The sequence below is a fragment of the Ruegeria sp. AU67 genome, from assembly GCF_900312795.1.
Lineage (GTDB): Bacteria > Pseudomonadota > Alphaproteobacteria > Rhodobacterales > Rhodobacteraceae > Ruegeria > Ruegeria atlantica.
Genome location: NZ_OMPH01000020.1, coordinates 56,136 through 73,727, shown reverse-complemented (window position 1 = coordinate 73,727; position 17,592 = coordinate 56,136). Strand labels below are relative to the sequence as shown.

Annotated in this window: 13 protein-coding genes; 8 read left to right on the top strand and 5 right to left on the bottom strand. The window is 56.9% G+C overall.

Annotation, left to right across the window (positions count from 1 at the left end; translation table 11 throughout):
• Window positions 1-138 precede the first annotated feature (138 nt).
• Entirely contained in the window at window positions 139-1,542 is a 1,404-nt protein-coding gene (locus tag DK510_RS10000; RefSeq protein WP_234999019.1) for an MATE family efflux transporter, read from the bottom strand.
• Between the two features lie 549 nt (window positions 1,543-2,091).
• Here DK510_RS10000 and DK510_RS09995 point away from each other — a divergent pair.
• The 3 genes from DK510_RS09995 to DK510_RS09985 all read left to right on the top strand — a co-directional run bounded on the left by DK510_RS09995 (window position 2,092) and on the right by DK510_RS09985 (window position 5,919).
• Window positions 2,092-4,014, top strand: a complete 1,923-nt coding sequence (locus tag DK510_RS09995; protein ID WP_109311954.1) for a DUF3604 domain-containing protein — start codon at window positions 2,092-2,094, stop codon at window positions 4,012-4,014.
• A gap of 76 nt (window positions 4,015-4,090) precedes the next feature.
• Window positions 4,091-4,921, top strand: coding sequence for a peptidyl-prolyl cis-trans isomerase (locus DK510_RS09990; RefSeq protein WP_109311953.1), 831 nt, complete (start codon window positions 4,091-4,093; stop codon window positions 4,919-4,921).
• The gene (locus DK510_RS09985) at window positions 4,918-5,919 is read left to right on the top strand and encodes a HupE/UreJ family protein (RefSeq protein WP_109311952.1); all 1,002 of its coding nucleotides are present in this window, start codon (window positions 4,918-4,920) and stop codon (window positions 5,917-5,919) included. The genes DK510_RS09990 and DK510_RS09985 overlap by 4 nt, the downstream gene beginning before the upstream one ends.
• 12 nt (window positions 5,920-5,931) lie before the next feature.
• Here the strand turns inward: DK510_RS09985 and DK510_RS09980 are convergent, their stop codons facing one another.
• Entirely contained in the window at window positions 5,932-9,039 is a 3,108-nt protein-coding gene (locus tag DK510_RS09980; RefSeq protein ID WP_109311951.1) for an adenylate/guanylate cyclase domain-containing protein, read from the bottom strand.
• Between the two features lie 291 nt (window positions 9,040-9,330).
• On the opposite strand from DK510_RS09980, the gene DK510_RS09970 reads away from it, so the two are divergent.
• Complete coding sequence (locus tag DK510_RS09970) at window positions 9,331-10,668, top strand: serine hydrolase (RefSeq protein WP_109311949.1); 1,338 nt, start codon at window positions 9,331-9,333, stop codon at window positions 10,666-10,668.
• A 30-nt stretch (window positions 10,669-10,698) separates the two neighbouring features.
• Here DK510_RS09970 and DK510_RS09965 read toward each other — a convergent pair whose 3' ends face one another.
• From DK510_RS09965 to DK510_RS09955, 3 genes are all read right to left on the bottom strand, one after another.
• Entirely contained in the window at window positions 10,699-11,481 is a 783-nt protein-coding gene (locus tag DK510_RS09965; protein WP_160116497.1) for a hypothetical protein, read from the bottom strand.
• Window positions 11,478-12,758 carry a hypothetical protein gene (locus tag DK510_RS09960; protein ID WP_109311947.1) on the bottom strand — a complete coding sequence of 427 codons (1,281 nt, stop codon included), beginning with the start codon at window positions 12,756-12,758 and terminating at the stop codon, window positions 11,478-11,480. The genes DK510_RS09965 and DK510_RS09960 overlap by 4 nt, the downstream gene beginning before the upstream one ends.
• Before the next feature lie 129 nt (window positions 12,759-12,887).
• A complete protein-coding gene (locus tag DK510_RS09955) occupies window positions 12,888-13,556 on the bottom strand; it encodes a TetR/AcrR family transcriptional regulator (RefSeq protein ID WP_109311946.1) in 669 nt (222 codons plus the stop codon).
• A gap of 68 nt (window positions 13,557-13,624) precedes the next feature.
• Here DK510_RS09955 and DK510_RS09950 point away from each other — a divergent pair, with 68 nt between their 5' ends.
• The 4 genes from DK510_RS09950 to DK510_RS09935 are packed head-to-tail and all read left to right on the top strand — an operon-like array spanning window position 13,625 to window position 17,590.
• Window positions 13,625-14,980 (top strand): NAD(P)/FAD-dependent oxidoreductase, encoded by a 1,356-nt coding sequence (locus DK510_RS09950; protein ID WP_109311945.1) that lies wholly within the window; start codon window positions 13,625-13,627, stop codon window positions 14,978-14,980.
• Window positions 14,977-15,891 carry a bile acid:sodium symporter family protein gene (locus tag DK510_RS09945; RefSeq protein WP_109311944.1) on the top strand — a complete coding sequence of 305 codons (915 nt, stop codon included), beginning with the start codon at window positions 14,977-14,979 and terminating at the stop codon, window positions 15,889-15,891. The genes DK510_RS09950 and DK510_RS09945 overlap by 4 nt, the downstream gene beginning before the upstream one ends.
• Window positions 15,876-16,814, top strand: coding sequence for an SDR family oxidoreductase (locus DK510_RS09940; protein WP_109311943.1), 939 nt, complete (start codon window positions 15,876-15,878; stop codon window positions 16,812-16,814). The genes DK510_RS09945 and DK510_RS09940 overlap by 16 nt, the downstream gene beginning before the upstream one ends.
• Complete coding sequence (locus tag DK510_RS09935; protein ID WP_109311942.1) at window positions 16,811-17,590, top strand: SDR family oxidoreductase; 780 nt, start codon at window positions 16,811-16,813, stop codon at window positions 17,588-17,590. Before DK510_RS09940 ends, DK510_RS09935 begins: the two co-directional genes overlap by 4 nt.
• The last annotated feature ends 2 nt before the right edge of the window (window positions 17,591-17,592 follow it).

Genomic DNA, 17,592 nt, shown 5'->3' with positions numbered 1-17,592 from the left:
TTGGCGTTTTTTGCAATCATAAGTTCAGCTTACAACGAATTCATGAATTGGCAAATGAGGATGCCTTGGCTGCAAAAAAGGAGACAAAAGTCGCTTCTGGTGACCAAAAATCATTGGTGTTCCAGCGCCCGGGACAGTTCACCACCCCCTGCGCCCAAACAGGGATTGCAGCCGGCTTTGCCCGGCAAATGGGTCAATCTCTGTTGGCGCAGTCAGGCCCGAGACAACGCCGCGCACCATTACCCAGCAGATTGCAGCAAATATCACACCGCCCAGCGTCTGCCCCAACAACACACCTGGAGCGCCAGCCAAATAGGCCCCGGCGACCGCAAAGGGCCACGTGCCCAGCGTATGTCTCCCCCAGTTAACCCACGTGGAATAAATGGGATAGCCAAGGTTGTTGAAGCTTGCATTCGCAACAAAGATCACACCGTTGAAGAACGACGCCAGGGCCAACGGCCCGCAGAACAGATAGATCAGCGCCCGCGTCTCGCCTTGGGCCTGAAACAAATCGGCGATGGGGGCACGCAGGACGAACAGCACCGCCGCCATCAGAACCACATAGACGGCAGTAAATTTCACACCCGCCAGGAATGCGCCCTTCACCCGATCATACTGCCCTGCCCCAAAGTTCTGCCCCACGATCGGGCCTATGGCCCCGGACAGCGCAAACACGACGGAAAAGGCAACAGGCATCAGCCGTCCTATTACGGCCATGCCTGCCACGGCATCGGTGCCAAACTGCGCAACCTCACGGATCACGATGGCGTTGCCGACAGGCGTGGCGACATTGGTCAGAACTGCCGGTATTGCAATCGCCCGCACCGGTTGGAGGTCTTCCATCACTTGATTCAGCGACGGTCGCGCAAAACCACGATGCACGCGCACGGCGGGCCGGACCGCTGCTATCAGCATACAGATACGCGCAATAACCGAGGCAATCGCCGCCCCGTCCAGGCCAAGACCAACAGCGAAGATCAGGATCGGATCCAATATCGCGTTGGCCAGCCCGCCGTAAATCGTAGCCTGCATGGACCGGCGCGCATCACCGTGCGCACGCAACACAGCCATACCCGTCATTGCCGCAGCCATCACCCACATGGTCGGCAGAATGATGCTGACATACCGTGCGGCCAATTGCAGAACCTCACCCTGCGCGCCCATAAAAGACAGCAGAAACTTGATATTAATCATGACCATGGCAGACACAATCAATCCCATCAAAATACCAAGAAGGGCGACGCTGGTTCCGAATTGCCGGGCTTTTTCGGGCCGCCCCGCCCCCAGCTCGCGGGCGACAAGGGCGCCGGCGGCAATCGACAGTCCCACATTGATTGAGTTGGTGAAAAACAAAAGCGTGCCCGCATAGCCGACCGCTGCGGCCAAGGCGTCATTGCCCAACATCGAGATGAACACCATGTCTACGAAATCCACGGCAAAGATCGCCATAAGGCCAATACTGGAGGTCAGCGACATTCGGGTCACATGCCGCATCAGACTGCCGGTCAAAAAGACAGCCATGCCCTTGGGTTGTTGTGTCATTGGCTGGTCCGTCCCTTTGTCCTGGAAATCAATCTGCCCGTGATGGGCACCAGTCAGCAACCTCAAACTGGTGCCATGCGCGACGAATACAGCCCTACCATTTTTGGCAATCCGCAATTTGCACCGCTGCGATGATGTTGCAGTACGAAAATCCTTGCCGTTTTGGATATCGGCATCCAGCGTTGCGTGCAATGGTGGCTCGCACTAGGCATTCTACGTCAACGGGTTTCGCCGGAAATGCCTGATCGATGCGCAGGTCACCGTTCTCAACGAACTGGGCAAACTCACCCATCCCGGCGTGTACGGCCTTTTCGACACCGAAGTTCGCGCTGTGTATATCGAGGGCGGGCACGCAAGTGGCGGCCGTGCGAAACGGTCGATGGTGGTGAGGTACTCAGAGCGCGAGTACTGCCAAGCGAGGCACCAGCCTTCACTGGACGCAGGTCCCAAGGTAGAAAAATCAGTACCAAAACTCGCTCAATACATTATAAGAAATGAATATACTGAATTTACGATATTCGATTTGCGCGACGACCTGGGGAGGATTCAATGCTTCGACTTACAACCTGTTTGATCTCTTTGCTGACATTACCATCACTTGTATGGGCAGACGCGGTCCCCAGCAAAGAGGCGGCCGAAGGCACCTTTGCCGACCGCCCATATTCGCCTTACGCCAACCGATCATTTCCTGAACGGCCACTCTGGGGTGACACACACCTGCACACCGGTTTGTCGCTGGATGCGGGCGCATTCGGAAACACCTTGCTTCCTGATGAGGCATGGCGGTTCGCAAAGGGGGAACAAGTTATTTCGTCAACCGGTCAGGCCGTCAGGCTGGCGCGGCCCCTGGATTGGATGGTGCTGACGGATCATACTGATTTGATGGGTTTCGCCCCGGACCTGCAGGCCGGTAAACCTGGCGTTATTGGTGACCCAAAAGGCTTGGAGTGGTACGAGGGATACAAAGCAGGCGGTGAAGAAGCCGGGAAAGCGGCCTTCGACATTATTACAAATTTCTCTCAAATGACCCTGCCGGAAATCCTACTTGAGTCATACAGCCCAGGCGCGGACGCATTCGCATTTACATGGGAAAACATCGTTATGGCAGCGGAACGGCACAACGACCCCGGCAATTTCACCGCCTTTATTGGGTTTGAATGGACGTCCGTTCCCAAGGGGTTCAACCTGCACCGCAATGTCATGCTACGTGACGGACCAATTCGGGCACTGCAAATGGTGCCACCCGTGACTCAGCCTCCTTACGGCGACACCGACCCCAAGGCGCTTTATGCGTGGCTTGAAGAATATCAGGGTAAAACCGGCGGTCGCGCGGTTGCTTTTGCACATAACGGCAACCTGTCAAATGGCTGGATGTTCCCCACTGAGGATACTTATCACGGCGGCAAGGTAGACGAAGAATACGTGCAGAACCGCGCCAAGTGGGAGCCGCATTATGAGGTCACCCAAATCAAAGGCGACGGAGAAGCACACCCCTTCCTAAGCCCGGAAGACGAATTTGCGGACTATGAAAACTGGGACGTCGGCAACCTCGACATTACCGAGCTGAAAACAGAGGACATGCTGGCCGGTGAATATGCCAGAGAAGCCTTGAAACGTGGCCTGATGCTGGAAGAAAAATTCGGGGTGAACCCTTATAAGTTCGGAATGGGTGGGGCAACAGACAGCCACACATCGCTGGCAACAGCTGAAGAGGACAACTTTTTCGGAAAATCCGTCAGCGTTGAACCGTCGGCCACAAGAATCCAGCACCCCTTCATCGCCAATGATCTTGGCGAAATCCCCGGCGACCTTCTTGTCGCATCTGGTTACACTGCCGTCTGGGCCACCGAGAACACGCGTTCGGCGATCTTTGATGCTTTCAAACGGCGTGAAACCTATGCCACGACTGGTCCTCGGATCGGTCTGCGGTTCTTTGGTGGATGGGAATTTGACGAAGCAGATCTTGAGACCCGGTTCCTTGCGGACGTTGGCTACACCAAAGGCGTTCCGATGGGCTCGGACTTACGCCCTAACGAAGGTGATGGAGCGCCTTCATTCCTGATCGCAGCGCTACGCGATCCGGTTGGGGCCAATCTGGACCGGGTACAGGTCGTAAAAGGGTGGCTCGATGGCGAAGGAGAGTTGCATGAGAAAGTCTACGACGTTGCATGGTCGGATGACCGGGCTGCTGATGAAAACGGCAAAGTCCCGGCTGTTGGCAACACCGTCGATATCGAAACCGCCAGCTGGAGTAACACGATTGGCACCGCCGAGCTTGTGTCGGTTTGGGCCGATCCAGACTTTGATCCAAATGCGCGGGCCTTCTACTATGTCCGGGCGCTTGAAATTCCCACACCCCGTTGGGTCCTGTACGACAAGGTCCGGTTCGGTATTGAATTGCCGGAAGAGGCGCAGCTGATCCATCAAGAGCGCGCGTATTCGTCGCCAATCTGGTACACACCTAGCGAATAACCGAACAATACACTAATGACATTGCCGGGCGGTCAACCCCGCCCGGCAATATTGCGACACGACATTGAGAACCCGCATGCAAATTCTAAAACAGCCTTTATTCCATTTCATTTTGATCGGGGTTGCCATTTTCGGCTGGTTTGCATGGGTTTCCCCGCAACAGGACGTAGTTGAAGAAACCGACACGATCACAGTCGATGGTAACGATGTCGCCCTTCTGAAAACACGTTTCCAAAACAACTGGAACCGCCCACCGACGGAAGAAGAGTTACAGGCCCTGATTGACGGGGCGATCCGCGAAGAAGTTCTTGTGCGCGAAGCACGCAAGCTAGGGCTGGATCAAGGTGATCAGGTCATCCGTGCTCGCCTGGCGCAGAAGATGGATTTTCTGACTGACGCAATCGCAGCTTCGATCGAACCCGAGCCCGAAGTGTTGCAGACCTTTCTGAACGAAAACCCGGAACGGTTCACCAAATCGGCACAGATCGCTTTTGATCAGATCTACCTGAGCGAGAACGCCGATCTGGATGCAATCGAAAGCACGATCGAGGCCGCAAACACACAGCAGGACTGGAGCAGCATCGGATCGACAACTTTGCTTCCAAAGTCGATGCCTCTGACAGTAGTGCGCGCGGTGGACGCAAACTTTGGCACTGGCTTTTCGGCGGCCCTGAGATCGTTGGAGCCAGGCAACTGGTTCGGCCCAGTCCGATCCGCATATGGCATCCACGTCGTTCGCGTTACAGACAAACAAGATCCCATATTGCCAAAGCTGGAAGATATCCGCGATACCGTTTTACTGGAATGGCGCCGCGAAGCCGGGTCGAACCTAGCGCAGGCGCAATATGAAAGCCTGGCGTCGAATTACAAGGTCGAAACACCCGACATGGACAAAGCGGTCGAATGAAGCGGCTCTTTTGCCTGTTATTCTCGGGCTGGCTGATGTTCGCCGCACAAGCGGGACATGCACATGCACTTGACCCCGGTTATTTGGACCTGCGGCAATTGGCCAGCAACACCTGGCAAGTGCTATGGCGCAAGCCTGATGTGAATGGCCGCCCCATGGGTATCGATGCCATACTACCCGCTCACTGTGCCCAAAACCGAGGACCCGAGCCACGGTCCGACGGAACAGCTTGGATCGCGACCTGGGTTCTTGAATGCGAGGACGTTATCGCCGGTCACACCATCACCATTGAAGGGCTGGAGCAACAACGAAACGACGTTCTGCTGCGCATCCAACCCATCTCGTCGGAACCATCCACTTTGCGGTTCACACCCGAGACGCCTGCTTTGGTCATACCAGAAAAGCCAACGACCTGGACGGTTCTGAGCAGTTACTTTCGCCTTGGGTTCGAACATATTCTGGAAGGTTGGGATCACCTTCTGTTTGTTTTCGCCCTGTTTGTCTTGGTGCGCGACCCATGGCGGTTGGTCGGGGCGGTCACAGCCTTTACCGTCGCGCATTCCATTACGCTGGCGCTTGCCACGCTGGGGGTGTTGAACGTGCCCGGCCCACCGGTCGAAGCCGTGATCGCCTTGTCAATCGTGTTCCTCGCTCTGGAAATCCTCAACCGAAAAGATGGTGAGCTGCGCCTGTCCGAACAATATCCCTGGATCGTCTGCTTTTGCTTCGGGCTGTTGCACGGGCTGGGATTTGCCGGCGCGCTGGCCGATATTGGAGTTCCAACTGAGGATATCTTCGCCGCACTGCTGTCCTTCAACATTGGGGTCGAGGCCGGTCAACTTTTGTTTATTGCCGTACTGTCGGCCCTGATCTTGGTGTGGCGCCTTACGCTGCCCGCAATTTCCCAAAGGGCTGGCGTAGTCGCCGTACCCGTTACAGGATATGCCATCGGCTGCGTGTCGATGTACTGGTTGGTTGAACGCGTCAGCGGGTTTTGATTGGATCGACCGCTACTTCGCGGCCTCTTGCTGCTGCAGTAAACGCGCCTGAACCCGGTCCGTTTCCACCTGAGCCCAGCCTTCGTTGGTTAGTTTCTGGTGCTTGCGTGCCTCGAACAATACCTGCTGGGCACCCTCGGGATCACCGGCTTTCAAAATCAGCTCGGCGATCAAAGTCAAAAGGAACGGTTTGTAGTTCCCCGCACCGCTGTCCCACCAGGCCTCGGCCGCCTGACGTACCGCGCTGATGTTGTTAAAGGTCGGCACATCATAAGCAGTCGCCCAACTGCGCCACAGATTGGCAGTAACAGTCATGAAGGTAAACGAGTGCCTCTCGGACACCTCTTCAAGCTGTTGAGCGGCTTTCAAAACATGATCCGGTTCACGACGCAAAGTATGCAACATGCAAAGATAGGTCAGCGCCTGGGCGATACTGTGGGCATGCTTTAGGTCCTTGGCGGCATCGACGGCCCTTCGCTGGATATCAACGGCTCGGTCAGGATCGCCTTTCAACCACAGCGCCATGCTTAAAAAACACGACGTTATCGCTGCGTGGTCGGATCCGTAGACATAAGCAAGCCGTCCATGCAGGTCGGGTTGATAAAGGTCCAGCGCCAACTGTAGGTGTTCATGCGCCGCGCCCAGATCACCGATATGCAGCAAAACCGCCCCCATCGCGCGATGGGCAATCATGACATGATGCGCCTCGTCAGACTGACCTGCCAGATCGAGGATTTGCCGCGCTGCGTCCTTTGCCAAATCATATTCGGCCCGCACCAAATGGAACGAATAAAGGCCATTGAGAACAGGAAACAGGTTCTCGGTCTCGTCCAAGCGATTGCACAGCTTTCGAATTCGGGCATAGACAGCGCCCGTTTCGTCGGCGGCAATGCCAGCCGTCGAACGGGTCACACCCGCGCGAAGCACTTGTATCTCGACCTCTTTGCGGTCACGTTCAACGCTGCTTTCCAATTCGTGCAACTGCTGTATCGCATGTCCCAGCTGGGTCACCGCTTCGACATTCGCAGAGCGCTCGGCTGCGCGTTGGCCTGCAAGGTGCCACTGTTCGATGGCCTCGCGGGGCATTTTCGCCATGGTGTAGTGGTGCGCCAGAACTTCGGGGCCTGCATCTGCGTGACTATGCGTTCCGTGATGCAAGGCCTCTGCTACGCGCGCATGCAACCCGCGGCGTTCGCTTTTCAGGAGGCTGTTATAGGCCGTGTCACGAATAAGAGCGTGACGGTAGGCAAATGTCTCTTCTGCCTTTTTCTGCGTCACAGTGACAATGCCCGCGTCGACCAGCAGATCCAGACCCGCGCGCAACGCCTTATCCCCAAACCCGGACACGCCGGAAATCAATTGATAGGTGAAATGCGGACCGATCACGGAACCGATTTGTGCGACTTCCTTCGCCGAACTCAAACGGTCCAATCGCGCCATCAACGCATCCTGTAACGTGCTGGGGACCAAAGGGGCAGGACCGGGCGCGCCATCCAATCCAAGTGCATCTGCCCGATCGGCCAATTGACCGGATTCCAGCAAATCTTTTGTCACCTCTTCAACATAGAGGGGAATACCGTTCGTCCGCCCCGCGATCACGCCGAACATTTCGGGCGAGATCGGCTTATCCCCAGCCACCTGATGAACAATCTCGCGGACCTGCGCGAAATCCAACTGCCGGAGAGGGACATGAGTGACGTTGGGCTTGGCGGCCCAATCCGGATCAAAAGCCGTCCGGTACGTCATGACGATCAGAACCGGTACTTCCTGAATTCTGTACACGATCCGGTCAAGCAAGGTTTTCGTCGTCGGATCAATCCAATGCGCGTCTTCAATGAGGCACAGTATGGGCTTTCGCGCGGCCCGTGCAATAAGCTGACCGGCTAACATGTCCAAGGTCTGATCCATGACTTGCTGTGGCGTCAGATCAAGCGAACCAAGTTGGTCTTCGAATGGAACAGACAGAAGCGCCGCTGCCAGCTTCACACTGTGGTCAGGCGGATCTTCCAGATGTTTGGCAATTTTCCTGAGCCGGACACTTCCTGTATCTTCAACACGCAGGTCCGCAGCGTTTTCAATCTGACGGATCACAGGGTAGAGCGCACTTGTCTCATGATATGGTGAGCACTGAAACCGCACTTGCAACGCTTCTGCCTTGGCAACACCCAACCGCAGTTCTTCGATTAAGCGGGATTTACCGATACCTGCTTCGCCGGATACCAATGCGACCTGCCCCTGGCCTGCCCGGGCCAGCGCCAATTTGCTGCGCAGAATGTCAAACTCCGGGTCGCGTCCAATCAACGGGCGCAACGCGGTACTGTCCGTCGTCATGAACCGGCTGATCGTCTCTCGTGTTCCGGTGACCTGCCAGGCCTCGACCTCTTTCGCGAAGCCTTTGAGTTTGAACGCACCGCGCAAAACATACTCGAACGCGTCGCCTGCCAGTTGGTGCGTGGTCGGAGCGACGATCAGAGTGCCCGGATCGGCCATAGCCTGAAGGCGCGCTGCCAGGTTTGGCGTTTCGCCCATGGCGGTGCCGTCTTCGAACATGTTTTCACCGCGCAGGTCACCGACAACGACCAACCCCGTCGCGATCCCTATCCGCACTTCGAGCTTTGCGTGGGTCCGAACTTCCGGCATTTCCTGAATGATCCTCAGCCCCGCACGTATCGCGCGTTCGGGGTCATCCTCATGCGCATGCGGAAAGCCGAAAAAGACCATAATGCCATCGCCGTAATAACTTGCGATATGGCCGTCATACGCAGCCACAGCCGCCGCGCAGGATTCCTTGAAAAGGCGCAGAACCTCGGCCAGATCCTCGGGGTCCAAGCGCTGCGCGATCTCAGTGGATCCGACGAGGTCGATGAACATGACAGTCAACTGCCGCCGTTCGGCAACGATTGTCGGGCTGAGGGTCGAATGTAGCGACGGAACGCCAGCCCCGGATTGTTCGCGCAAGGCTTTTGCAAACCGTCGCCTTGGCCCAAGCGGCAGTCCAATTGCGACAAGATCGTCTTCTGTCAGCTCAGGCAGATCACCCACCACTATTTCATGACGGGCGAAGGCCTCGGCGTATTTTGACAGGCCGTTTTTTTCCAGCCAGATCTCGATTTCAGACATGCAATCGTTTCATTTGCGTCCATCCAAACAGGGCTCATTCAAGCGAACCTTCCCTGATCGCGCCCAGAAAATCGGATTTGCCGGTGCAGTTGCCAGCGTGTCCGACGGGGCTTGTCACCATCAAGGACGACCCCATGGCTTTGGTCAAGTGAAACGAAAAGGCGGGTCCACAGTCGAAATTGGGCAGAACGAACGCGACGGAATGGTGGCAACCAAAGGCGATACGCTCTTAACTCGGACGACATCCGGAGACAAACGGGAGGGGGCCGGTACGACCGGTTCGAAAATCCATTGATCATCAAAGCGCTGAAAATCGTCACAGGCACGCTTATTCTGGGTGTCGTCGCTATTGTGGGCTATCTGCTGATCGCCCCGCCTGACCTCTTGAAGGTTGGGACGAACTATTCGGCCAAGATCGTCTGTTCCAACGTCTTCATTGCCGGGCGCGACGCGGAAGAAGTTCTGACCGTCGATGTTCAGGCCCCGGGGCATCCACTGCTTAAGCAGATCTCGATCGACGTGGACGCCGAAGCCCAAACCGTGACGGCACGGATTTTCCGGTTCTTTGCCCCCGCGACCTCGCAATATCGCGAGGGGCTTGGCTGCACCAATGTCCATAACGCGACGCTCAGCGACGCGACCCTGACCGCGATTGAGCCCTGGCCCACTGGAATCTGGCCCGTCGGTAACGAAGTACAACTGTCACAAGACCCTGAAATCGCGCGTATCCTGGCGGATAGCACCCTTCTGGGCGAAGGATACCGCGCCGTGGTTGTCGTGCGGGGTGGGCGTATCGTTGGCGAGACCTATGCGGACGGGTTTGACGAAAACACGCCTTTGCTTGGGTGGTCGATGACCAAGACAGTTACTGCGGGCCTGATCGGTACCCTGATCAAATCCGGCCAGATGTCGCTGGAGGATACGCTGACCGACAGCTATCCGGACTGGGCACAGGACGGACGCAAAAACATCACCCTTAAGGACATGCTGGCCATGTCCAGTGGCCTGCAATGGAATGAGGAATATGGCGACGTCTCGGACGTGACCAAGATGCTGTATCTCAATGATGACATGGCAGGTTTTGTCTCGGGCCGCCCGGCGGAAAGTGAGATTGGGGCGGATTTCAACTACTCTTCAGGGACGACCACAGCCCTGTCGCGCGTCTGGCAGGACAAGCTGCCGGATGGCAGTCTGACCTATCCGCAAAAGGCTCTGTTCGAACCATTGGGCATGACATCCGTCGTACTCGAGACCGACGCGGCAGACACGTTTGTCGGGTCCAGCTATATGTATGCCTCTGCACGTGACTGGGCGCGCTTTGGGCAACTGCTATTGCAGAAAGGCGAATGGAACGACCAACAAATCCTGCCCGAGGGCTATACGGACTGGATGTTTGAGCCCGTTGCCGCATCTGACGGAATGTACGCCAAAGGTCATCTGTGGCTGGATTCTCCGGGAGGGTTACCACCCTATGCAGATGCCGTCTGGCTTCAGGGGCATGACGGGCAATTTATCGGCGTGTTTCCAACCCAGGACTTGGTCGTTGTACGGCTGGGTCTGACGCCCTCCCGACACGGTTATTCCTCGTTGCCGCTGGCCGAGGCGCTCATCTCTGCCTTGCAGAATTGATAAGAAGGGCCCGCGCGTCGGGTCCTTTTGTCATTCCAGAATTTGCGTTGCAATACTGGTGCTTGTCAGCTCATCTTCTACCAGGGCATAGATCTGATCCGGCGGCGTGTTCAGAGAATACAACATCAATGCAGGATCGACGCCCATGTCGATCAGATGCTGCATCGTCTCGCCCTGCCCCTTTTGGATGCTTTCAACGGCAAAGACCACGGGGATCAGGCGCGGTTGGTCATAGTAATGCTGATGAAGTCCGACAATGCCCTGCAGTGACACGAGCCGCGCGACCCCACCGGCCAGTATATACGGACAGGCGGACATGCAGACCGCGCCGGGCAGTACGGCCGATGACAACCCGGCCTCGCGTATCTGCGCGCCGATCAACAAGGATTCGGACACTTGGCCGCCCGGGCTGTGCAGCGCGACCATGTCGGGTTGTTCCTGCATTTCGGTCAGATAGGTTTCGAACCGATCTGCATCGCCGGTTTCGATCTGACCACTCACCAGAAGGACCCGCCCCAGATCACCGGCTTGCTTTTCAGTAAATTCCAACCGCGTGGGAAAGTTCTGAGGCAACGGCACATCCAGCGGTTGGTCCTGCGGCAACAGCGACGGATCGGTGCGATCGGTGCGGTACTCGCGCCGCTGATCCCCAGGTGAGATGGGGCCGGTCGGCAGTTCAACCCTTGGCGTGAATGGGTTGGAGACAACGTCGGCCACGTCGGACATGATCAGAATACCTGCGATCACCAGTTGGAACACCAGCACGTATCGCAGCCCCCTGCGCACATCAATTCGGGACAGGAAGCCCATCATGTTCCGTCTTTTTTCGGTGTGGCGCGATCAAGAATTGCGGCATCTGCGACGCCCATCGTCGCCTCGACATCTTTCATCGCATTCATGGCCGCGCGAAGGTCAGACAGCGTTAATGTGTCCTCAATGCTCATGCCGTCCTTACCGCTTCGGATAGCGGCCTGGGTGATCGCCAACACGAACACAAGAACGGCGGGCAGCAGGTCGATTGCGATGGCTCCGGCCCAGGACGGCACAAAGTTGTGCGCATACTTGATCACCGCATCTGCACTGGAAATGGGATTATAGGCCGTCTCAATTGGCGGCTCGATCTCTAGAACCTCTTCAGCGGCGGTCCGAAGGGTTTTGCCACGCTGATCAAGTGCGTTCAGGACCGAGTTGATGGTCGATGACTGGGCATCGCGCACCTCGGAACTGCGCCCATCAAGTTCGGGCAGCACGACCGAGGACGGCAAATCTCCGGCTGCGCGCGCAACAAGCGGTGCCACATTGTACTGGTTCAGACGCGAAATCACGCCGGCCAGCTTGACGCTTTCTTCGGAAAACTGCACTGACCGGCGATCAACCGGCCCCGGGGCAACGGTAAGCTCTCGCATTCGAGCAAGGATTTCGTTGCCCTGCTGGAACGCATCTTCGATCAGCGGCTGTTGATTGGCGATCTGCTCTTCAAGATTGCGCAGCTCTTCGGCCTTTTGGGTCAGCACGCGAAACACAGCCCCGCGACCTGCCGTGCCCGAAAGATCACCGGATTGCTCCAGCTCGGCCAGTTCTTCGAAACTTTGACGCGCGCGTTCGACCTCGCGCCCCAGCGCCTGTCCGCTGAGTGCGATGTCATGCGCTTGCTCAAGCGCCGCCTGGTAGTCGCGCACAGTGTTTTCAAGGTGCTGTTCGACCGCAGCCGCGCCGGCCAGGGCAGCGGCGTTCAGCCAGCTGGACATGGCGATGATTGCAACGGATCCAACAATCGTCGAAATTGTCAGGCCAATGAATCCGCTAGCCGTGCGCATCGACGGCAGTAAGCGCAGCATATAGCTCCAGAACACAAAGATGCCGACTGACACCGCGATCGAGTATGCGACCGCTGCGAAGAAGGTCACCGCGCCGTTGTCTTCCAACAGTGACGAAACACCAAGGTAAGTGTAAATTCCCGAAGCGATCGCCAAAACACCCAAAGCGGCGGGCGTGAACGTGTCCAACCAAGCCAGATGCGCCTCAAGCTCTTTGGCCGTCCGAAGCCCCCTCGCCTCCTCTGCAGTCAGGCGGTCCCTTTTCTCTGTCATGTCAGCCCACGCTCCAAATCGTTAATCTTGGTTAATCACTAGATAATAACGCACGGCACCATTTGATATGGTCCCATGCGTAACTTCAAGTTGAGCGGGTTGGGGCGAAGTTTTTTGATCGTTCCAGGATTACCCTGACGGATTCAAAACACCGGCGAGCCCAGCATGACAGAACTGCAACAGGTTCCAGATTGCGCCCTCGGCGTCGCGTTTTTGGTCAGGGTCGGAAAGTGCCCCGATCCGCCATTCCGACGTGCACAACGCCAGCATGGACGACACTGAAAAGACCAGCGCCCCAGCAACGTTCGCCGGGTCGGCCTTGGGGTATTTTGTGCACAGCTTTTGAACGACCAGCGAGGCGACGGGATCAAAATGGGTTTTGGCCAGCGTATGCCAGCGCGCATCAGCGGAAACAATCGCCACAATGCGCGCATAGGCCAGCCACTGCGGGTCATGGCTGAATGCGCGGGTCAACAGCGGCCTCATGAAGGCTGACATCAGGTCCGCGGCGTCCCAATCGCCGCTCTCCTCCAATCGGCTGATGGCTTCACGACGCTCTTGCGATAGCTCGCTGGCGCGGCGTGTCACGATGCGTTCAAAAAGCTCGTCCTTTGGACCACCGTGAAAGTTCACGTTGGCCTTCTGAACCTGCGCCCGTTCGGCGATGTCGCGAATCGAGGCACCGTCGAATCCCTGCTCGGCAAAGACCAGTTCCGCGGCGTCAAGAATACGTTCTCGTGCCGCAATGGATCGCTGCGAGGGCGCCCTTTTTCTTTCTTTTATAGCGTGTTGTGCCATTTCAAAAACTAGTTTGCCTTATTTCGAACGTTCGTTCAAGATAAATAGTGTCGCAGGAGGAGATACAGATGGAACAGGTGCAAGTCGGAGCGGGCCAGCCGGTCACGGTGAAGGCCCGTCCGGAAGAGTGTTTTGCTCTGATCGGAGCTGGGCCCATGGGTCTGGCAATGGCCAAGACACTTGTCGAGCAGGGAGTGCCATTTCAGGGATTTGAACTGGCTGATGATGTGGGTGGTCTGTGGAACATCGATGCCCCTCGGTCTACAATGTACGAGACCGCCCACCTCATATCGTCAAAGAAGATGACCGAATTCACCGACTTCCCTATGCAGGAAGAAACGGCGGAGTATCCATCACATCGCGAGCTCAAGACGTATTTCCACGATTTCGCAAACGCATTTGACCTGTACCAGCACTATCTCTTTGGTGCCGAGGTCCTGAGTACCACACCGCTGGACGCAGGCGGATGGGAGGTGAAATGGCGTGACAAGGCAGGCACTGAGCACTGCCAGATCTTTGCGGGTATCCTGATCGCCAACGGCACTTTGTCCGAACCCAACCTACCCAAGTTTGAGGGAGAGTTTTCAGGCGAGCTGATCCACGCCTCGGACTATCGTTATCCGACGCAATTCACAGGCAAGCGGGTTCTAGTCATCGGGGCCGGAAACTCGGGCTGCGATATCGCGGTTGACGCAATTCACCACGGGCAGTCCTGCGATATCTCGATGCGCCGGGGGTACTATTTTGTACCCAAATACGTCTTCGGTGTTCCGGCCGACACGATGGGCGGGAAGATCAAACTGCCCATGTGGCTGAAACGAAAAGTCGACGGTGCAATCCTGAAATGGTTCGTGGGTGATCCGCAGAAATATGGCTTTCCCAAGCCAGATTATGCCCTGTACGAGTCCCACCCCGTCGTCAATTCGCTGATCCTATTCCACGCCGGGCATGGCGATTTGAAAGTGCGCCCTGACATTGAAAGATTTGACGGCAAATCCGTTCATTTCGGTGATGGCACCAGTGCTGACTACGACATGATTCTGGCCGCAACCGGGTACAAGTTGCACTACCCGTTCATCGACAAGTCGCACTTGAACTGGCAGGGCGACGCCCCGCACTTGTACCTGAACTGCATGCACCCGACCCGCGATGATCTGTTCGTCCTGGGTATGATCGAGGCGTCGGGCCTAGGGTGGCAAGGACGGCACGAACAGGCCGAAATGGTGGCGCGCTATATCGCAGGGCTAAGATCCGGCAACTCAGCCGCAAAGGCCATTCACGCGACGAAATCCGAAAAATTCGAACGTGCGACCGGCGGCATGAACTATATCGACCTGCCCCGGATGGCTTACTACGTCGACAAAGCGACCTACCGCGGTGAAGTGACCCGACAGATCGCGGCGTTGAAAGCGGCCCAGTCATGAACGGGATCGACGACGTCGCGCTGAACTTCGATGCAGGCAACCTAAAGCTGCTGAACGTCATCCTTGCCGTCGTGATGTTCTCAATCGCGCTGGATCTTAGGATGGATGACTTTCGCCGGATCCTGCGCGGACCGAAACCGTTGCTTATTGGGCTGGCGTCCCAGTTTTTGGTTCTACCCGCAATCACGTTTCTGATGCTGCTGGTGGTCAATCCACTACCGTCGGTCGCGATGGGGCTGATCCTTGTAGCGGCCTGCCCGGGAGGGAACATCTCGAATTTCATGACGCACCGTGCTGGCGGAAACGTGGCGCTTTCGGTGTCGATGACCGCCTTTGCGACCGTCGGCGCGATCATCATCACGCCCGCTAATGTTGCGCTGTGGGGGAATTTTTACACCCCAACACGAGAAATCCTGCAAAGGACAGAAATCGACCCGGTCGCAGTGGCCATTACGGTCGGTTTCATGCTGATCCTGCCCCTGATCCTTGGCATGCTGGTCAATGCGCGCTTCACAGCCGCCGCCGATAAAATCCGCCGCCCGATGCAGTGGCTCTCGATGGCGATCTTCATCACATTCATCATGGTTGCGCTCGCCGCGAACTGGGCAATTTTCCAGCATTTTGCGACCGCGATCATCGGGATTGTTATCCTGCATAACGCGCTGGCTTTTATGGGCGGTTATCTGACCGCGACGGCCGCTAATCTGTCGGAACGCGACCGCCGGTCTGTCACAATCGAAACTGGGATACAGAACTCGGGCCTTGGCCTTATCCTGATTTTCGCCTTTTTCGGAGGGCTTGGCGGAATGGCGGTGGCCGCCGCACTTTGGGGCATCTGGCACGCAATCTCGGGGTTGGCTCTGGCCGCCTTCTTCGCAAGACGAGAGGTGCCCGAATGCGCCACATCCTGATCACCGGAGCCGCAGGCGCGGTGGGAGCTGCCCTGCTGCATCGGTTGGGCGGTCGTGCCGACATCACGATCACCGCAACCGATATTCAAGAGCCCGCCAACTTGCCGAAAAATACACGGTTCGTACGGATGGATGTCACCGGCAACGCGCCTCTCAACGTCATTCTGGCTGAAGATCCGGACACCATCGTTCATCTGGCATCCATCGTGACCCCCGGTCCGAGTTCGACCCGAGACCATGAATATCAGGTTGATGTCGAAGGTACCCGAAATGTGCTGAATGCGGCGATTGCCGCCGGGGTCAAGCGTCTGGTGGTTACCTCTTCGGGGGCCGCTTATGGGTATCATGCCGATAACCCGGTTCCATTGCGCGAAACGGATGCGATACGAGGCAATCAGGAGTTTGCCTATTCCTGGCACAAGCGGCTGGTCGAAGAAATGCTGGCCGAAGCCAGACAAACCACGCCCGACCTCGAACAGGTTGTTCTGCGCGTAGGCACAGTACTGGGACCCAAGGTCGAAAACCAGATAACGGCTCTGTTTCACAAACCCAGTCTGCTGGGCTTGAAAGGGTCCGACAGCCCATTTGTGTTCATCTGGGATGAAGACTTGGCCGATATACTGGTGCGTGCGGCCACAGAAGGGCCAGCCGGCGTTTTCAACGTTGCCGGCGACGGCGCGCTGACCATCTCACAGATCGCGTCACATATGGGCAAATCGGTGCGTTGGTTGCCCCCTGCGGTGGTCAAAATTGCCCTGTCTATTGCCCGCCCGCTGGGTCTGTCGCGCTATGGGCCAGAACAAGTGCGTTTCCTTCTGTACCGCCCCGTGTTGAACAATGCCGCGCTGAAAGGCGAATTCGGCTATAACCCCAAATTCACAAGTGCCGAGGCGTTCAATCGCTGGTGGGAGGCTGCCCAATGAAACGAACCGCTGTCATTACCGGAGGCGCCGGTGGCTTGGGCCGAGCGTTGTCCGCCGCGCTAAGGGCCGACGGTTGGCATACCGCATTGATTGATTTACCGGGGCAAGAACTTGACGCGCTTGCCAATCAGGATGACGTCAGCACCTATGCCTGTGATCTGACCAACGCGGACCAGTGCAAAGACACTTGCGCCCGGATCATTGCGGCAAGAGATTCCATAGATCTGGTTATCTACAACGCGGGCGTCTCGCAGATTTCTGCCTTTTCTGACAGCGATTTGACCTCACACCGAAACATGTTCGAAATCAACTATTTCGCTGCAGTTACTTGCGCTCAGAATTTTCTGGATGCGATCAGGCAGGCCAAGGGTACGCACCTTGCGATCTCTTCCGTCGCGGGTTTTGCACCGCTCATCCATCGAACCGCCTATGCAGCCAGCAAACACGCGATGGAGGGGTTCTTTAAGTCCCTTCGCGCCGAGGAATCCGCCCACGGGGTTCGCGTTTCCATCGCCGCGCCATCCTTTGTTGCGACCAATATCGGGCGACCCGAAACTGCTGACGCTGGGTTCGTTCGTCCCGGCTCAGCCTCGGATGGTATCGACTACATGGAGCCGGAAGCGGCGGCGCAGGTGATTTTGCAAGGTTATCGGCGACGTAAAGACTACATCCCAGTCGGGCGGATCGCACGGATCGCCAATTTGGTGAACCGTCTGGCGCCAAATTTCTACGTCCGTCAGATGATGCGCACCGTCGGCAAGCGACCAACGCCCTGACC